Source organism: Acinetobacter sp. 226 (assembly GCF_048147925.1).
GTDB lineage: Bacteria > Pseudomonadota > Gammaproteobacteria > Pseudomonadales > Moraxellaceae > Acinetobacter > Acinetobacter pecorum.
On sequence record NZ_JAYWYX010000017.1, the window covers coordinates 39,112 to 56,862 of the forward strand.

15 protein-coding genes are annotated in these 17,751 nt (G+C 44.3%); 8 read left to right on the plus strand and 7 right to left on the minus strand.

Features of this window, described 5'->3' with window-relative positions; translation table 11 throughout:
• Window positions 1-241: 241 nt before the first annotated feature.
• Entirely contained in the window at window positions 242-1,462 is a 1,221-nt protein-coding gene (serB, locus tag VXP95_RS09560; RefSeq protein ID WP_064102579.1) for a phosphoserine phosphatase SerB, read from the minus strand.
• Between the two features lie 77 nt (window positions 1,463-1,539).
• On the opposite strand from serB, the gene VXP95_RS09565 reads away from it, so the two are divergent.
• On the plus strand, window positions 1,540-2,793 hold the full coding sequence (locus VXP95_RS09565) for a hypothetical protein (protein WP_416711913.1): 1,254 nt from the start codon (window positions 1,540-1,542) through the stop codon (window positions 2,791-2,793).
• 125 nt (window positions 2,794-2,918) lie between these two features.
• On the opposite strand, the gene VXP95_RS09570 is transcribed toward VXP95_RS09565, so the two are convergent.
• The 3 genes from VXP95_RS09570 to mhpT form a co-directional block, all read right to left on the minus strand.
• Window positions 2,919-3,893, minus strand: coding sequence for a bile acid:sodium symporter family protein (locus VXP95_RS09570; RefSeq protein WP_416711914.1), 975 nt, complete (start codon window positions 3,891-3,893; stop codon window positions 2,919-2,921).
• Between the two features lie 123 nt (window positions 3,894-4,016).
• A complete protein-coding gene (pncA, locus tag VXP95_RS09575; RefSeq protein WP_416681551.1) occupies window positions 4,017-4,646 on the minus strand; it encodes a bifunctional nicotinamidase/pyrazinamidase in 630 nt (209 codons plus the stop codon).
• 309 nt (window positions 4,647-4,955) lie between these two features.
• The gene (gene mhpT, locus VXP95_RS09580) at window positions 4,956-6,161 is read right to left on the minus strand and encodes a 3-(3-hydroxy-phenyl)propionate transporter MhpT (RefSeq protein WP_416711915.1); all 1,206 of its coding nucleotides are present in this window, start codon (window positions 6,159-6,161) and stop codon (window positions 4,956-4,958) included.
• Between the two features lie 92 nt (window positions 6,162-6,253).
• On the opposite strand from mhpT, the gene VXP95_RS09585 reads away from it, so the two are divergent.
• From VXP95_RS09585 to VXP95_RS09605, 5 genes are all read left to right on the plus strand, one after another.
• On the plus strand, window positions 6,254-6,424 hold the full coding sequence (locus tag VXP95_RS09585) for a hypothetical protein (protein ID WP_416681557.1): 171 nt from the start codon (window positions 6,254-6,256) through the stop codon (window positions 6,422-6,424).
• A gap of 460 nt (window positions 6,425-6,884) precedes the next feature.
• A complete protein-coding gene (gene dapA, locus VXP95_RS09590) occupies window positions 6,885-7,784 on the plus strand; it encodes a 4-hydroxy-tetrahydrodipicolinate synthase (protein ID WP_064095127.1) in 900 nt (299 codons plus the stop codon).
• 14 nt (window positions 7,785-7,798) lie between these two features.
• A complete protein-coding gene (locus VXP95_RS09595; RefSeq protein WP_416681560.1) occupies window positions 7,799-8,404 on the plus strand; it encodes a lipoprotein-34 precursor (NlpB) in 606 nt (201 codons plus the stop codon).
• A 37-nt stretch (window positions 8,405-8,441) separates the two neighbouring features.
• Window positions 8,442-9,161 (plus strand): phosphoribosylaminoimidazolesuccinocarboxamide synthase, encoded by a 720-nt coding sequence (purC, locus tag VXP95_RS09600; RefSeq protein WP_064102573.1) that lies wholly within the window; start codon window positions 8,442-8,444, stop codon window positions 9,159-9,161.
• 464 nt (window positions 9,162-9,625) lie between these two features.
• A complete protein-coding gene (locus tag VXP95_RS09605) occupies window positions 9,626-11,233 on the plus strand; it encodes a phosphatase PAP2 family protein (RefSeq protein WP_416705730.1) in 1,608 nt (535 codons plus the stop codon).
• 335 nt (window positions 11,234-11,568) lie between these two features.
• Here VXP95_RS09605 and VXP95_RS09610 read toward each other — a convergent pair whose 3' ends face one another.
• Window positions 11,569-12,840 (minus strand): replication-associated recombination protein A, encoded by a 1,272-nt coding sequence (locus tag VXP95_RS09610; RefSeq protein ID WP_064102572.1) that lies wholly within the window; start codon window positions 12,838-12,840, stop codon window positions 11,569-11,571.
• A 263-nt stretch (window positions 12,841-13,103) separates the two neighbouring features.
• Here VXP95_RS09610 and VXP95_RS09615 point away from each other — a divergent pair, with 263 nt between their 5' ends.
• Window positions 13,104-15,275, plus strand: a complete 2,172-nt coding sequence (locus tag VXP95_RS09615; protein ID WP_416711916.1) for an EAL domain-containing protein — start codon at window positions 13,104-13,106, stop codon at window positions 15,273-15,275.
• On the opposite strand, the gene VXP95_RS09620 is transcribed toward VXP95_RS09615, so the two are convergent.
• Window positions 15,272-15,724, minus strand: coding sequence for a YcgN family cysteine cluster protein (locus tag VXP95_RS09620; protein WP_416681569.1), 453 nt, complete (start codon window positions 15,722-15,724; stop codon window positions 15,272-15,274). The two genes, VXP95_RS09615 and VXP95_RS09620, sit on opposite strands and share 4 nt — an antisense overlap.
• Before the next feature lie 191 nt (window positions 15,725-15,915).
• Between VXP95_RS09620 and VXP95_RS09625 the strand changes: the two genes are divergently transcribed.
• A complete protein-coding gene (locus VXP95_RS09625) occupies window positions 15,916-16,074 on the plus strand; it encodes a DUF1328 domain-containing protein (protein WP_004647174.1) in 159 nt (52 codons plus the stop codon).
• A gap of 109 nt (window positions 16,075-16,183) precedes the next feature.
• Here VXP95_RS09625 and murJ read toward each other — a convergent pair whose 3' ends face one another.
• Window positions 16,184-17,734 carry a murein biosynthesis integral membrane protein MurJ gene (murJ, locus tag VXP95_RS09630; protein WP_416711917.1) on the minus strand — a complete coding sequence of 517 codons (1,551 nt, stop codon included), beginning with the start codon at window positions 17,732-17,734 and terminating at the stop codon, window positions 16,184-16,186.
• Window positions 17,735-17,751 lie beyond the last annotated feature (17 nt).

The window sequence follows — 17,751 nt, forward strand, 5'->3', positions numbered from 1 at the left end:
CGCGATATTATATTGTCATTACAATTTTTGCTTTTCACATTTTTGTGGATTAATGACTGCGCCAATGTTGGCGTGTCATTACAAAATTATCAGTGCTTTTTTTGAGGGAAAAAATTATTTTTCCGTTTAAGATGATCGATGTTTTTGTAGTCAAGTTTCATCCTTCACGCCTTTAAGCCATTTCATTCAGGATAAAAAAAGCGACCCTGAGGTCGCCTTTAAAATCTGTTAAAGCCTTGATTTATGCACGGTTCAGGTCTTTATCATGGACACCGAGCAAATATAGCACTCCGTCCAGACCGACGCTAGAAATCGCCTGATTGGCATTTTGGCGAACCAGTGGCTTGGCCCGGAAAGCCACCCCCAGTCCTGCAATGGATAACATGGGCAAGTCATTGGCACCATCACCGACCGCAATAGTCTGTTCCAGAGAAATTCCCATCTCCTGAGCAATCTCACCGAGCAAGAATGCTTTACGCGCGCCATCAACGATATGACCTTTGACTTCACCGGTAACGACCCCATCCTGAACATCGAGCGCATTGGCATGTACTTCATCAATATCCAGTTTGCTTTGCAAGTATTCAGCAAAATACTGGAAACCGCCGGAAAGGATTGCGGTACGGTAACCCAATGCTTTTAAAGTTGAAATCAGACGTTCGGCACCTTCTGTAATGGTCAGGCGCTCGGCAATTTTTGGAAGTACCGATGCGTCCATTCCTTTTAACAAGGCGACACGCGCACGGAAACTTTGCTGGAAGTCCAGCTCGCCTTGCATGGCACGTTCGGTAATTTCTGCAACCTGTGCACCGACACCGGCTTCAATTGCCAGTTCGTCAATGACTTCCTGCTCGATCAGGGTCGAGTCCATATCGAAACACACCAGACGACGGTTACGGCGGTAGGCATTGTCTTCCTGTACCGCGACATCGACATTAAGTTCAGTGGATAAACGCAAACAGGCAGCACGCATTGCGGCTGCATCGAGCATCTGTCCTTTTAAACCGAACTCCACACAGGCGCGTTTCGGCCCGCTGCTGTGACCATCCAGAGCCGGACGGCCAGACAGACGGGTCACGGTTTCAATATTAAAACCCTGAGCCGAGACAATCTGGGTCACGGCTTGCAGATGAGAGGCATTTAATTCAGGAGCCAATGCCGTTACGATATAACGTGTGCGTCCACCCTCTTTGACCCACTGATCATATTCAGTCGCAGAGATCGGTTTAAAGCGCACAGTTAACCCGATATCATGTGCTAGAATCAGGATCTCCTTCATGGCTAATGCTGTCGCTGTCTGGTCTTCAGAGGCTACAACAATACCTAAGGTTAACTGATTATGAATAACCGCTTGCCCTACATCTAAAATCTGTAGGGAATGGGCGGACAAAACCTGCATTAATCGTGTAAATTGATTAGGCTGGTCAGGTCCTAAGAATGATATAAGAATGATTTCTCGCATGAATTGACTCGGGTCTGAGCTACAACTATTGTTAGAATCATAATCGAAATTGAACAGAATTGCCTTGGAAGTTTACGTTGAATGCGCCTAGACAAGGGCTATTTGCTAGCCTATTGATTATAAGTTTTGCTCTGCATACCTTTTTACTGGTATTGGCAACCACTCACCAACTGAATGAAAACCGTGCCAATCAGGGACAGCTGATGACCACTCAGCTGGTGACAGACAGCCTGTCCGAGCTTGAACCGCCTAACCGTGTATCTCTGGCTTTACTGGCAAATCGTTACGCCACCAATCCAAGCGTAGCTTCAATTCGGATCCTGGATGCGAAAGGTCAGGTTTTAGCCACAGGTGGACTGACCAAAACCCGGGAAGGTGAAGTTTTTGTCCGTGATGCCCTGCAAAACGAGAAAAAAGTCGGTGTGATTGAAATTACGCTGATTGAGCCTAGTATTGGTGAAATTCTACGAACGCAATGGCTGGCGATTCTGTTCTCATTCATCATTCATGCCCTGCTCTGGGTTGCTTATCGTGCTGTGGCACGTCCAAGCCGCACCGAATATCTGGCGCGCATCAATAACGAATCGCGGCTAAAATTTGAGATTCAGACCCTGACCCAGGCACTGGAGCAGGAAAAGCATAATGCAGCACTGGCCATTGCCCAGGCTCAACAGGCAGTGAAAAACAAAGCCAAAGAAAAAGAACATAAGCCGGCGGTCCTGGAGCAGGATAGCCTGAGCTTAAATATCCAGTTCTATGATCCAAAACAGTTACTGGATAGCGTCAATAAAACCGTTTCGGTACCTTATTTTAATCTCTGTCAGATTTTCCTGAATAAAGCCACCGAACTCTGTGTGCAACGCTATAAATTGAATAGTTCTGATATTTGTACCGTACATAAATTTGATGAAAAAGGGGCCACGATCAGTATTGCGGCAGATAAACCAAATGCCCTGGCTTGCCTGACCATGATCAGTGCCGTGTTCCAGCTGCTGTCCGAAGTGCTGTATAAACGTTACCGGGAAGAAAAACGTTTTGTGCTGCAAACCCGCAGCGCAATTGCCTCAAAAGTCGAGGAAATGCAGCTCAGCTCGGTACAAGCCTCTGAGCGTCTGACACAGCATCTGGTCTCGAAAGAAAGTGCCCTGCATGTACCGAATCATTTGCTAAAAGATGTAAGTGATCACTTCCAGCTGGTGAGTATGCCTAATCCAACCAATGTCCTGACCCGTCATGCCTTTGTGGTGAACGGAATGGATGCAGAAACGGCAGAGCTGGCACAGATTTTTAGAACCGAGATTTTAAAATCCAAACAGTCCAAAGCTTCATAAATTTTTTAAATTAAAAAGCCCGATATTGAATCGGGCTTTTTTATAGCTTGGTTCTGCAAATTTTCACTGGCTGGATGTTGCTTTTAGCTTCTCAGCAGAATTTAGACATGAACTTTTTTAAAATTCTAGCGGTCTGTATCCAGATTCTGCTTTGGCACTGAGGCACTGTCTTTACTTTTGGCAGCCCAGTAAGTGGCTAATGCAGGACCTGAAATATTGTGCCACAGACTGAAAATGGCACTTGGTAAAGCCGTCAATGGAGAAGCAGCAAAATGAGTTGCCGCCAAGGCCACACCCAGACCAGAGTTTTGCATACCGACTTCAATCGATACTGCACGACAGTCTATTTCTGCCAGCTTGAACATGCGACTGGCCCAATAACCCAGCAGATAGCCCATACCATTATGTAAGGCTACAATCCCCAGAATTATTAGCCCCGATTGTAAAATCTGGGTTTTGCTGCCGGCAATAATCGCCGCGACAATTGCCACAATCGCAATTACAGAAATCAAGGGCATGAACTGAATATAGGTGCTGACTTTTTGCTTGAGTAGCGCTCGTACCATTAAGCCCAGAATAATCGGAAATAACACCACCTGTAAGATTGATACCAGCATGGATAAGGCATTAATCTCAATCCACTGACTGGCCAACACATAGAAAATGGCCGGAGTAAAAATGGGCGCCAGTAAAGTCGAAACCGAGGTACAGGCGACAGACAAGGCGGTATTGCCCTTGGCCATATAGGTAATCACATTGGATGCCGTTCCGCCCGGACAGCAACCCACCAATATCACCCCGATTGCAATCTCTGGCGGTAGCTGAAACAGTTTGCACAGCAGATAAGCCAAGCCTGGCATCGCCACAAACTGGGCGACGACACCAATTGCCACAGCTTTCGGACTTTGCAGCACACTTTTAAAATCGCCTACCGTCATGGTCATACCCATGCCGAACATGATGATGCCCAACATCCACGGAATATAAGCCCTCAACCAGACAAAAGCTTCAGGAACCAGCAAGGCAATGCCAGAAAAGAGCACGACCCATAGCGCAAAGGTTTTTTGGATAAATTGGCTAAACTGGAGCAAGGCTGACATGGGTTTCATCCAGGTATGACATCAAGGGAGATTAAATAAAACAGGTATCTCTTGATACCTGAGTTTATAGATTTAAATACAAAGACAATTAACGAGATATCTAAAGCCTATTCTTGTAAGCTTTTAAACTGTCTGGACGATATCTTTGACATAAATCCGTTTCACTCCATGCGACAGCATATCCTGCCAGGCATGTTGCAGGGAACCATTCAGATCAATGCCCTTGGTGGCATCGGCAATCACATAGGTTTTAAAGCCCAGTTTGCAGGCATCAATGGCAGTCCAGGCCACACAAAAGTCCGTGGCAATCCCGACCACAAATACGGTATCAATCCCACGCTCACGCAGATAGCCAGCAAGACCCGTCATGGTTTTCCGGTCAGCTTCCATAAAGGCCGAGTAACTGTCGATCTGCTTATGAAAACCCTTGCGAATGATGAGTTGTGCTTGCGGTAAATTCAAATCCGGATGCAGTTCGGCATCGAGTGTCCCTTGCACACAATGTTTTGGCCATAAGACCTGAGTGCCATAATCCAGCTGAATACTGTCATAGGCTGCTTTGCCCGGGTGGTTGTCTGCAAAAGAAATATGATTGTCCGGATGCCAGTCCTGAGTCAGGATAATATGCTTAAAATGCTGTCCCAATTGATTGATATTTGGAATAATCTGGTCAGCATTGGCTACAGCTAGATTACCTCCTGGGGTAAATCCTCTCTGTACGTCCACGACCAGTAAAGCGATATTATTCTGCATCTGTTTTCACCCATTGAAATCTCGATTTATACCCAAGCATAGCGCAAAATACCCCAGAATTTTTAGCCCTACGGTTAAAAATGGCATGACTGTGCATTCTGAATGTGCTCATAGAAGCAGATCGAGAGACTTCTTCTTTTTGAAAATATGGGATGAGTTGCGGATGTGTACCGATCTAGACCTGTACAAAAATGAATTCTAGATTGTCGTAGATAAGGCATCCGGATTTTTAATCATATAGCCCTGGCTCGTTCTTAAATTCCAAAAATAAAAAAGCCTGCTCATTGCAGGCTTTTTTATTTTTGAACATTACACTTTGGTGCGGTTCACTAAAAACAGCATACATAATGCAGAGATAATGATACATGGGATCGCAGCGGTAATGACTCCCGCAGCCCCAAAACCAGCCGTCAGTAACTGACCGGCAATGACTGGACCCAGCATGGCACCAATACGACCAACGGCCGATGCCACACCGACACCGGTCCCACGCACTTCTGTCGGATACACGATACTGCCAAAGGCATACAGTACACCCTGACAACCAATGACAAAAGCCCCGGCCAATGCGGCTGCCATATACATCTGGTTCAGCGAGCTTGCACCATTCAGCGCCAGTAGACCTGCCAGGATACCACCGTACATCAACAGGATCACATAGGCTTTCTTCCAGCGATCGGTCAGCATACCCAGAATAATCGTACCAATCGTCGCTGTAACCATGAAGTAGAACTGTGCGGTTGAACCATCTTTACGTGTGAAGCCAAGTTCCATAAATAATGATGGCAGCCAGCTCAACATGATGTAAACCACTATCAAGGTAAAGAAGTAGCTCACCCAGATACATAGCGTACGTAACAGGTTGTCCGAATTAAACAGGTCCTTGAATGAACCCTGCGGTGTAACGGCAAGTTCTGCCGCCGTTTTGTTCTGTGCTTTCAGGTATTCCTTCGATTCAGGCAAAAATAGCATCATCAGCGGAATGGCAAAAATCGGTAACAGACCACCGAGATAAAAAACATTCTTCCAGTTGGCACCAAATTCAGTCGCCGCAATTAAAGATAAAATTGCTGCGCCGACTGGCATGCCGCAGTACATCAAGCCGACTGCACGGCCACGGTTTTGTGGAGAGACAGCTTCAGAAGCGAGTGTAATCAGAATTGGCATCGCGCCGCCCAGACCGGCCCCGGCCAGAAAACGCACTGCCAGCAAGCTGTTAAAGCTATTCACCCAGACGGTACATAAGGTAAATACAGCAAATACTGCTGTCGACCAGATCAAGACCTTTTTACGGCCAATGCGGTCCGCAAACCGACCACCAATCAGTGCACCAGGTAATAAACCCAGAATCCCTGCACTAAAAAACACACCCAACTGGGAACTATCGAGACCAAAATGCTCACGAATACCTGCAGCAGCAATTCCGGCTGCCTGAATATCTAAGCCTTCGATCACCGCAATCAGAAAACAGATCGCGACCGTGACGATAGCATGCTTATTGTCTGATTTTTCCATTGGATTATCCTTGTTCAATCAGCGTTACAAAAGAGAGTCATCATCTATGAGCCTGACTGCAGAAATAACTATCAATAAGTGGAAGGTTTTGCTTGGATATTCCTAAAGGAGCAGAAGCGGGTGAAGAGAGGATACGACCAGATAAAGTCGCAAAAACACTTAATCAGAACAGCATAAAATGCAAGACTTCGACCTTAAGGCTTATACATCAAGTTAAAAAATCAACCGATAAGAAAAAAATTCCTCAATATATTGATATTTAAAAGAGATTAGTTTTAACAGTTTTTGATTTTATTTGTCTGGGTCGAAAGAGGCTATCAAGATGTGTAATATCTCAATTTATCCAATATAACTATTAATCCATAAGCAAAACATACTGAAACGGCAGTTTTGAGCTGATCGTTTTGCACAAGCGTTAGCATTTTTGAGTCGATTTGCTGGATTATCTATTGCTATGTAGCTAGAGGCAGGACTTTAGTCTCAGGATTTTGCTTTATAAATCATCTTATTTATTACTTGATTGTTTCCAGAAGGCTTTGTATAAAGAATTCAGTAGCTTTTACTAAAGCATATTGTTCTTATGCGTTTGATCAGTCATAATTTGCATAAGCAATATTCAATTCAATGCAAATCTATTGAATTTGCTATAAATCAAAATACAAATCCATCCCAATTTATGTTTTCTCATTCCTTTCGGATGGACAAATAGGATAGTTTTTTAAAATGACTCAGCAAGCACAGACCATTCAAGGTTCCATAGTCGCAATCGTCACCCCTATGTTTGAAGATGGCAGCGTAGATTGGAAGGGTCTCGAGAAGCTGGTTGAATGGCATATTGCAGAGGGTACCAACAGTATTGTCGCCGTTGGAACAACAGGCGAAGCCTCTACTCTCAGCATGAGTGAACACACCCAGGTGATCAAAGAAATCATTCGTGTGGCCAACAAACGTATTCCTATTATTGCCGGCACAGGTGCAAACTCGACTCGTGAAGCAATCGAACTGACCCGCGAAGCCAAAGAGCTGGGGGCAGATGCCGCGTTGCTGGTAACGCCGTATTATAATAAACCGACTCAGGAAGGCTTGTATCAGCATTATAAAGCCATTGCTGAAGCGGTTGACCTGCCTCAGATCCTGTATAACGTACCAGGCCGTACCGGTGTGGATATGGCCAATGAAACCGTAATCCGCCTGGCCGATATTCCACAAATTATCGGTATTAAGGATGCGACTGGTGATGTGCCACGCGGTGCTGAACTGCTGCAAGGTCTTAGCGGTAAGGATATGACTGTTTATTCAGGTGATGATGCGACTGCGTATCAGCTGATGGGCTATGGTGCCAAAGGCAATATCTCGGTTACGGCGAACGTGGCTCCGAAAGCCATGAGCGAAGTATGTGCCGCTGCCATTGCCGGTGATGCTGCAACTGCTGAACAGTTAAATGCTCAGGTTGCAAATTTACACAATATTTTATTTTGCGAATCCAACCCAATTCCTGTGAAATGGGCACTCCACGACATGGGCTTAATTGGTACAGGTATTCGCCTTCCATTAACACCACTTGCAGAACAATATCGCGCTCCGCTTCATGAAGCACTGGTCGAAGCGGGCGTTATCAAATAAAAGAGCAGAAGATTATGCAATTACGTTTAGGACTTAGCCTTACACTTTCAGTATTCAGTTTGGCAGGTTGTAGTTCATTGGCTGTGAACAACGGCTCTTTAGACTATAAAGAAACTACAAGCCTAGAAGCTTTACAATATCCTGAAGGCACTCTGGTTCGTCCGGCAACGCCATTGTACCCTGCTCCAACGGTCGATCCGCTTGCAATTGAGCATGCACCGAAGCTTGAAAACCAGCGTGGCAACCGTTTTGCCTTGCCACGCCCGCCAGCCCAGACTGCAAACTCAGGTGCAGCGAATCAGACTGAAACCAATACTGTCGGTAAACCGCAGTTGGTCACTGATGGAAATCTTAATCCTCTGCTTAAAATTGAGGGAAATTCTGCTACAATTTGGCAATACACCCTTGCCACCCTCAGCAGTCTGAATCATAGCATTGTTGCTCAGAACAAAGATCGTTACGAAATTACGGTTAAGGTCGATCAGCAAACCTATGTATTAAGATTATCTTCTGTAGGTTCAAGTAATAACCTCGCTGTGTTCAATGCCGATAACAGTTTTGCCGACCGTGAAAAAGCCGCAGAACTGCTCAACCAGATTTACCAAAATTGGCCAGCCTAGACATTTCTAGGCATTTTTTTTTGTAAAAGGTTCCCTCATGTTAAAACAAACCTTGCTCTATACTGGTAAAGCGAAATCTGTCTATACCACAGACAGTTCAGACCATCTGATTTTAGTCTTTCGGGATGATGCCTCTGCATTCAATGGCGAAAAAATCGAGCAACTAGATCGTAAAGGCAAGGTGAACAACCGTTTTAACGCCTTCATTATGGAAAAGCTGGCAGAAGCGGGTATTGAAACTCACTTTGAAAAGCTGCTGACTCCAAATGAAGTGCTGGTGAAAAAACTGGATATGATCCCGGTTGAATGTGTGATTCGTAACTATGCGGCAGGTTCTTTATGCCGTCGCCTGGGTGTGGAAGAAGGCAAGGCCTTGGTTCCTCCAACATTTGAATTGTTCTTTAAAGATGATGCGCTTGGCGATCCAATGGTCAATGAGTCACAAGCAATTGCTTTAGGCTGGGCAACTGCTGAACAATTGGCAAAAATGAAAGAATTGACTTACCAAGTAAATGACGTGCTGAAAGCATTGTTTGACGCAGGTAACATGATTCTGGTCGATTTCAAGCTTGAATTCGGCGTATTCCACGACCGTATCGTACTGGGTGACGAATTCTCTCCAGACGGTTGCCGTTTATGGGATAAAGACACCAAGAAAAAACTGGATAAAGACCGTTTCCGCCAAGGTTTAGGCGGTGTGGTTGAGGCATATGAAGAAGTCGCTGGCCGTCTAGGTATTGATCTTTCCGATATCTAATTATTCCTTAATTAAAAAACCGGATTTATAAATCCGGTTTTTTAATCCCTGCTACTTTCTCATTCCAGTTATTTAATTCAGTTTTTAAAGAGAGAAATTAAAAATAAACCTGTCATATAAATAAATAGTTTATTTAACACTTTTTCATTAGTTTTTGATAATTAAAATAAAGTGTACTAATTTAAATCAGATTCAACACATTATTCATTTAAAATAAAATTCAACCAATTAAATCATTAAAATAATTAATTATTTTTATTCATAAAAAACTACATTTTAAAACAAATATTTATTTTAAAATAATTCATTACATAATTTTTTTTTTAGCTTATCAAAGCATGTTAATTATAATTAATCCTTGCTTAAAAAAGATAAGGAAGTATAAATTTTTCACTGCTCACCACTTAATTTATAACCAATTAATAATGATCGAGAAAAAACTAAAATAAGTTGAGGATTTTCTAATGAAAACATCTGGCTTTACCATATTGCTGCTTGCTGCCCTATTAAGTGCATGTCATGACAGCGATAATGACTCTTCCACTTCTAATCCGCCTCCTACCCCAATTCCTAATCCTGTTGAACCGCCCCCTTATGACATGGAAGACATGAATAATTATATTGCTGCGACAAAATACGAGCAGAGATATAATAATGTGGTCGAGAACTGTGGGTCTGACTCAGCGCCACAATATGAATGTTCCGGACTGTTATTTAGAGGTATTCGGATCGCAGCTCAACCGAAACCTTGGGTTCACCGGCAAAGAGACCGCGACAAAGGCGCTGTAGCTTTTGCTTATATTCGCCAGGATCTGAATTTCAAGTTACCCGATGATACCTATCAGGCAGGTATTGTGATCAGACCGGATTATGAAGATGTAGCACCGACCCGCTGTGCATCGCCTATGGACATGAATACTGATGCCAGAACTGGCTCATTTAATAACTGTCTGAAATCGGATGAAGTCCAGTATGGCTCGGTCGACTATACAGTAAAAGACTGTCAGGACTGGGGCATCGATACGCCACAGAAATGGCTGGATATATTTATACCCGTCATGCGGGCTACCAAGGCACAAGGTACCCTAGATCAGTTCCCGGGACAGACCTGCTCGTATACCATGTCTGTATCTGATCAGGCTAAATTTGCGACTCGGGCGAATTACTTTAGTATGTTTGCCGCTATCCGAAAAGGTGTTCCAACTGATTTGCGCCCAGACTGGTGGAATGACGAGATTCTGGTCACTGCCTGGAATGACGAAAAGGCCACCACTGCACCGATCGAAGCTTTTTATTATAATCTGGGTAATGAAGCAGGTTTAGAAGCAGCTCAAAGCTTCCAGCAAGCATATTATGAGGACACCCAAAAATATCTTCCTATTCTAGCAATTGACTTTAAGGTAGATGAGCCATCCCGCATCTACTTCAGTGCACATGACCAGGTTGTATTTGAAAATCTGTCCAACCTTGAAAAAATTAAAATCACCGCAAACTGGTTAACGCCAGACCCGCCTGCGGAGAACTCAGCAGCGTTCGAGCTTGATAAAAAGACCTATCAGGAACTGCTCAACCCTTCTGCATCAAGATGGACACTGGCTCAACAAGATGCCAATATCACCTCACAGTATTTAGCCAGACGTTTTCTCGGCTTCAATTACAAGTACTATACCACTGAAGTTACCGCGCTAATCAATTATATGGTTGATTTTGAACAGCCAGTCGCAAATGAAATTAAGGCGAAATATAATCGTGAACGGCCATTTGTTTACTATAATAGTGAAATATGTACCCCTGAAGACCGCGACTTCCTGTTGACGAATACCTCATATCCATCAGGCCATAGCTTAAGAGGCTATCTGGTCGGCTACAGCCTGTCCGATGTAGACAATAGCAGAAGAAGTGAGTTTGAAAACACTGCAGTTGATTATGCGAAGAGTCGTATAGTCTGCCGGGTACACTGGTTAAGTGATACTGAAGCAAGTAAAGGCATCGCTTCAATGGCTATGAATATTTTAAAATACTCTCCTGAATACCTGGGTAGAGTACAAGCTGCCAAGCAGTCAATTCAATAATCTGTCTGGGAAAGACTAAAACTCATCGAGCTTTAACTTTCTAAATAATGCTCCATAGATTTAATCATCTTTGGGGCATTATTTTTGCATAAAAAATCAACCTATTCCGAGTTAAATCATGATTATTAAGTCCTGAATTTTTAGATGATTAAATAATTGGATTGAAAACATTTTCCGGCAGATTAATATCATTATATTAAATCTATTTAAAAATACTTAAATCATTTATTTCTGCTATTTCAACTAATTATCTATACCAATATTTAACCATTTTTAAAACAGGATTCAAATTATTTAATAGTAATTAAAATAAAAGCCCGATCCCGGGCTTTTATTTACTGTTGCTGTTGTTGCTGCCAGCGACGTTGCTGTAAGCGCTCGGCCTCTACTTCACGCTTATTCCGCGCTGATTCATACAGTTTTATCCCTTTTAGCTCTGGTGGCAAATATTCCTGCATCACAAAATGCTCAGGGTAATTATGCGGATACAGATAATCTACCCCATAGCCCTGCTCTTTCATCAGCTTGGTCGGTGCATTTCTTAAATGCAAAGGTACCGGCAGGTTGGACGTTTTATCTGCGAGTTCCATCGCTTTGTTAATTGCCAGATAGGTACTATTACTTTTGGCACTAGTCGCCAGATAAACTGCACATTGCCCCAAAATAATCCGGCATTCCGGCATGCCTACAGCCTGTACCGAACGGAAGCATTCACCGGCTAGTAACAAGGCATTCGGATTGGAGTTACCGATATCTTCAGATGCGGCAATCAGCATACGGCGTGCAATAAACACTGGATCTTCACCGCCTTTGAGCATCCGCGCCATCCAGTATAGGGTTGCATCCGGATCACTGCCGCGAATTGATTTAATAAAGGCCGAAACTAAATCATAGTGCTGCTCACCAGACTTGTCATAACGGGCAATATTTTGCTGAGCCACTTTCACCACTATCGCATTGGTGATGATATTTTCCATATCCGGTTCAAAGGTACTGGCGATCAGATCGAGCAGATTGAGTGCCTTACGGGCATCTCCTGCCGCGAACTGGATCAGGGCATCAAATTCTTCAATCAGGATATGTCTTTCCTGCAAGAAAGAGTCATTTTGCAAGGCTTGCGTCAATAAGCTCTGAATTGATTCAGCACTCAAGGCATTCAGGCTATACACCTGACAACGTGACAATAAGGCACTATTCACTTCAAAGGACGGGTTTTCCGTGGTAGCACCAATTAAGGTAATTTTCCCCTTCTCGACCGCGTTTAACAGCGCATCCTGTTGAGATTTATTAAACCGATGAATTTCATCAATAAATACTACAGGCGTCAGCAGATCACCACCTTCGGCAATGATTTCACGCAGCTCTTTTACGCCAGTATTCAGAGCAGACAGACTGATAAAAGGCCGGTCCACCGCTTGAGCCAGCAGTAAGGCAATGGTGGTTTTACCGACCCCGGGTGGTCCCCAGAAAATGATCGAAGGCAGATGCCCCTGATCAATCATCTGGCGTAAAGGTGCCTGCTCACCCAGCAAATGTTCCTGCCCGATAATCTGTGTAAGGTCACGTGGCCGTAAACGTTCTGGAAGCGGGATATGACTATCTGACATGTTATTATTGGCTCAAACTAAATTCTGATCTCATTCTAACACCAGCAGTTTTGATTCCAAGATTGCAGGCCCCAAGCACAAAAATTTAATTTATATAAATATCCTCTATTTTTTTAATTCTGAATGAATTAATCTCTATAAAAGCAAATAATTTGAACATGATTAATTGTGAATTAATTACAGTGTAATTTTCATATTGTTTATTCTAATTAAAAGAAACTTATCTAGCCCATTGGGCAATTCTGGGCTGTAGTGGTGAATGCATGAAGCATGATAAATTTGAACAGGGAACTGTGAGCTGGTCGGAGCCACTGGCATCATCATCACTGATTGCGCCACACGTTCACCTGTCTGAATCTATTTTGTTAAAAAATCTGATTGATGCCTTACCGCAACCCTTGTGGGTCAGCAACAAACAACATCTGCAATATTTTAACCATGCCATGACCGACTATCTTGGGGTAAACCTGAATGAACAGGGCAATCCACAATGGCAGAACTTCATTCATGCAGAGGACCTGCAGCTGTTTTTAACGCAGTGGCATGCAGCGTTGGACCAGCATCAGGATTTTGAAACCCAGTGCCGGATTAAACGCAGTGATACCCATTATCGCATGTGTAGCCTGGCAGTAAAATTTCATCATCAGCCGGACCATTTGCTGCAATGGGCCGTTTCCCTGACCGATGTGCATGATTATTTTGAAATCCAGCAGCAACTTTCTCACATTGTTTCCACCCAGGAAAATATGCTGGATGCCAGTGCGGACTGCATTAATATTATCAGTCCTGAAGGTGAAATTCGACATAGCAACCAGCCGGGTTGTCTGACACAAGCAAATGAGGCCGAAGAACAGGATCAGGACCGCTCATTGTACTGGTTCAATCGTTTAAGCCCTGAAGCGCGAAAACCCGCGCAGCGCGCATTAAAACAGGCTGCCCAAGGCTTAAACAGTCGTTTTTCCAGCAAAGTTCAGAGTAAAGATCAACCAGTTCAGTATTGGGATCACCTGCTGACCCCGATTCTGGATCAGCAGAATATTACTCAAAATATCCTCTGTGTATCACGCAATATCAGTCAGCAAAAAATCGCAGAAACCCGTTTAAAAGAAGTGATTAAACGTGATGAACTGACTGGCCTGTATAACCGTAGCACTTTCTATAAAACCTTCAAACAGGTCTTGGTAAAGGCCAAGCAACAGCAGACCATGGCAGGTTTACTACTCATTGATCTGGACTATTTCCGGCACATCAATGATACCTTGGGTCATATTGCTGGCGACCATCTGCTCCATATTCTGGGTAAGCGTTTCCAGGCCTGTTTTGGGTCAAATACCATCGTTGCCCGCCTGGGTGGTGATGAGTTTGCCGTACTAGTCAAAAATCTGGAAAGTGAAGAACAGCTGCTGGCAACAGCGCAAATGGCGTATGCCCAGCTGGAGCAACCGATCAATTATGTCGGCAATAGCATCAACAGTGCCATGAGCATAGGCTGCACAATTTATCCACGTGATGCCTTGAATACTTCTAATCTGCTGAAATGTGCCGATATTGCCTTGAATGACCTGAAAAATAGTGGTCGTGGTGGTATCCGCATGTTTAATCAGGAAATGTGCGGATCACTGGAAAATATGACCAAGCAGCTGACTCTGGCGCGCAAGATTATTCTGGCCGATCAGATCATTCCCTATTATCAGCCCAAGGTCCGTCTATCTGATGGTGCAGTGATTGGTTTTGAAGCGCTGTTACGCTGGCAGGATCAGGACCAGAATATCCAGTTACCTTCCGAAATTTTTGGTGCCTTTCAGGACTATGAGCTGGCCTCACGTATCAGTGAAACCATGCAGCTGAAAGTTTTCGCTGACATGAGCCGCTGGCAGGCTCAAGGTCTGGATCTGTTGCCAATTTCAATCAATGCTGCACCGGTCGAATTCCTGCGCGATGACTATGCCGAGAAACTGTTGGCACGCCTGTCCAATTTCGATATTCCGGCCCACAAAGTTGAACTGGAAATTACCGAACAGAGCCTGTCCGAGCATGGTGCCAATTATGTGGTCCGTGCCCTGAACCTGCTGAAACAGGCCGGAATCCAGATCTCGCTGGATGATTTCGGTACCGGACATTCTTCACTGACCCGCTTGCAGGACTACCCGGTCGATTGCATCAAGATTGACCGCAACTTTGTAGAGCGCATGAACAGTGACCCGTCTGCTCTGGCCATTGTCAAAGCCATTACCCAGATTGGCTCCAGTATTGCACTGGATGTTCTGGTCGAAGGCATCGAGAATACAGAACAGCTGGATACCCTGATTCATTGTGACTGCCAGATTGGACAGGGCTTCTATTTCTATCGTCCGATGGCCGGTGCTTCGGCCCAAGCTCTGCTGCATCCGCTAGTGCAAGAAGCAACTATTCAGCAATCCTGCAGACAGATTTAACGCACCCAGCGTACGATATAATCTTCAATGTCATCTTCATGAATATCAGCTTCACTCAGGCAGCGTCCTGCTGCCGACTTGCGCGCCTGAATCACACTTTCTCGTGAACCGCTGACCAGATAATGCCAGGATGGCAAGCTTTTGCCCTGTTCTACCCGGCGATAGGCACAACTTGATGGTAACCAATGAATGGTTTGCAATTTTTCTGGGGTAAGCTGAATACAGTCCGGCACATATTGCAGGCGATCCGGATAATTGGAGCAACGTGCAGTGGTGCAATCCAGCAGCTTGCAGGCCACTTTGGTATAGGCAACTTCCTGGGTATCTTCGTCTTCCAGTTTAATCAGACAGCATAAGCCGCAACCATCACATAAAGCTTCCCATTCAGCTTGCGTCAGTTCAGCCAGTGAATAGTTTTTCCAGAATTCAGGACGTAAAGTATCGCTCATGATCAGGTCGGCACATTCAAAAATCAGCTTATTATAGCAGCCCGAACCCTGCAGACCTATCGCTCAAATTCTTATTACTATCACGTAAACTATTGTTAAATCATAGACAGTTCATCAACAAAACACTAACAGTCGCTAGAATCGTTTATTTCTATACTAAATTTGAAAATAAAAACACATGGAGAATATATATGTTTCGCTGGGCTATTATTTTTGCTGTTATTGCATTAATTGCGAGTCTACTAGGTTTTGGTGGCGTTGCAGGCTTATCTAAGGATTTTGCAATTATCTTGTTGGTAATTGCGGTGATTCTTGCGATCGTTGGTTTTCTTTCTCGCGGCAAAGTCTAGATTTACACTAGACTTGCCCGAGGCAAGTGTGAACTTTCGAAAAAAACAAGAGCCTTTTGGCTCTTGTTTTTTTATGGCTCTATTAATTTATACCAGCTCGGTTTTAAGCTTAAGGTTTTAGATGACGAGGCCTAAATCCCGCTACCAGTAAGGCTGCAAGATAAGCTGCCACACCGACAACACATAAGATCACCACTTCTAAAACACGCATCCATTGCGATACATCTGCGTTATACCAGCTCAGGCCATAGGCTAAAGCGGCAATCATGACGGTATTGGCAAACATAAACTGCAGGAAGATTTTTTTCCAATGTGAGCCAAAGCGGAAAATATGACGTTTATGCAGATAATAATAAAGTAAACCGGCATTGACCATGGCTGAACCCGTTGATGCCAAGGCAAGCGCCATATGCTCTGCTTCCCAATGAATCAGCTTGAAGAAACCGATAAAAATCACGTTCAGAATCGCATTGGCTGCCACGGCTATCAAGCCGATACGTACTGGTGTTCTGGTATCCTGTCTTGCATAAAAACCGGGCGCAAAGACTTTAATCAGCATAAAGGCGATCACACCACCACTCATACATTTTAATGCCAGAGCCGTCATTTGAGTATCTTCAAAGGTGAACTGGCCACGTTCAAACAGGGCCTGAATGATCGGTGTCGAGAGCATAAATAATGCAATGCTGGCAGGAAGACCTGCCATCACAATCACTTTGGCAGCCCAGTCCATCATGCCACGAAATTTTTCCGGATTCTGCTCGGTATGCCGCGCAGATAATGATGGCAGAATTACAGTTCCAATCGCAACACCGATCAGGCCAAGCGGCAATTCGGTCATACGTTCGGCACTGTACAGCCAGGACACCGAACCATCCTGCATGAACGAAGCCCAGATGGTATTTAACAATAGATTAATTTGCGTGACCGATACACCAAATAGTGCCGGCAGCATCAACTTCATGATGCGATCAACACCTTCATGTTTGAAGTCAATTTTGGGAGGAATCAGCAGCTTTTTACGCCACAATTCAGGAATCTGGATCGCCAGCTGTAAAATACCGGCAATAATAACTGACCAGCCCAGTGCCATAATGGGCTCTGCCATATAAGGCGTAAGCCAGACTGCTCCGGCAATCATGGCAACATTTAACAAGACCGGTGCAAATGCCGGTGTGCTAAAAGAGCCATAACTGTTCAGGATACTGCTGGCAAAGGCAGTCAGCGACATGAACAGCAAATAAGGAATGGTCAGGCGAAACATGTCCGTTGCCAGGGCGAATTTTTCAGGATCGCTATGGAAACCCGGCGCATAGATATACATGATCAATGGTGCAGCAATCATCGCGACCATGGTCAGCGCTGTCATCACTGTCGCCAGACAGCCGAATACCCGACTGATCAGAATCTGGACTTCGAGATGAGTACGACTGGTTTTGTATTCGGTCAGTACCGGAATAAAAGCCTGTGAAAATGCGCCTTCGGCAAATAATCGCCTGAAAAAGTTTGGAATACGAAATGCAACTACGAAAGTATCGAAGTCTTTACCAGCACCAAAGACATTCAGTAAAACAATATCTCGAACCAATCCCAGTACGCGTGACAACATGGTCATCGCACTGACAATGACGGTCGAACGCCAAAGCGCCATCCTCTTCACCTAATGTATAAATTTGT

Bases quoted from the DNA above. Each gene is read 5' to 3' on its own strand.
- serB (WP_064102579.1), bottom strand. From the start codon at position 1,462: ATGCGAGAAATCATTCTTATATCATTCTTAGGACCTGACCAGCCTAAT.
- VXP95_RS09570 (WP_416711914.1), bottom strand. From the start codon at position 3,893: ATGTCAGCCTTGCTCCAGTTTAGCCAATTTATCCAAAAAACCTTTGCG.
- pncA (WP_416681551.1), bottom strand. From the start codon at position 4,646: ATGCAGAATAATATCGCTTTACTGGTCGTGGACGTACAGAGAGGATTT.
- mhpT (WP_416711915.1), bottom strand. From the start codon at position 6,161: ATGGAAAAATCAGACAATAAGCATGCTATCGTCACGGTCGCGATCTGT.
- dapA (WP_064095127.1), top strand. From the start codon at position 6,885: ATGACTCAGCAAGCACAGACCATTCAAGGTTCCATAGTCGCAATCGTC.
- VXP95_RS09595 (WP_416681560.1), top strand. From the start codon at position 7,799: ATGCAATTACGTTTAGGACTTAGCCTTACACTTTCAGTATTCAGTTTG.
- purC (WP_064102573.1), top strand. From the start codon at position 8,442: ATGTTAAAACAAACCTTGCTCTATACTGGTAAAGCGAAATCTGTCTAT.
- VXP95_RS09605 (WP_416705730.1), top strand. From the start codon at position 9,626: ATGAAAACATCTGGCTTTACCATATTGCTGCTTGCTGCCCTATTAAGT.
- VXP95_RS09610 (WP_064102572.1), bottom strand. From the start codon at position 12,840: ATGTCAGATAGTCATATCCCGCTTCCAGAACGTTTACGGCCACGTGAC.
- VXP95_RS09615 (WP_416711916.1), top strand. From the start codon at position 13,104: ATGAAGCATGATAAATTTGAACAGGGAACTGTGAGCTGGTCGGAGCCA.
- VXP95_RS09620 (WP_416681569.1), bottom strand. From the start codon at position 15,724: ATGAGCGATACTTTACGTCCTGAATTCTGGAAAAACTATTCACTGGCT.
- VXP95_RS09625 (WP_004647174.1), top strand. From the start codon at position 15,916: ATGTTTCGCTGGGCTATTATTTTTGCTGTTATTGCATTAATTGCGAGT.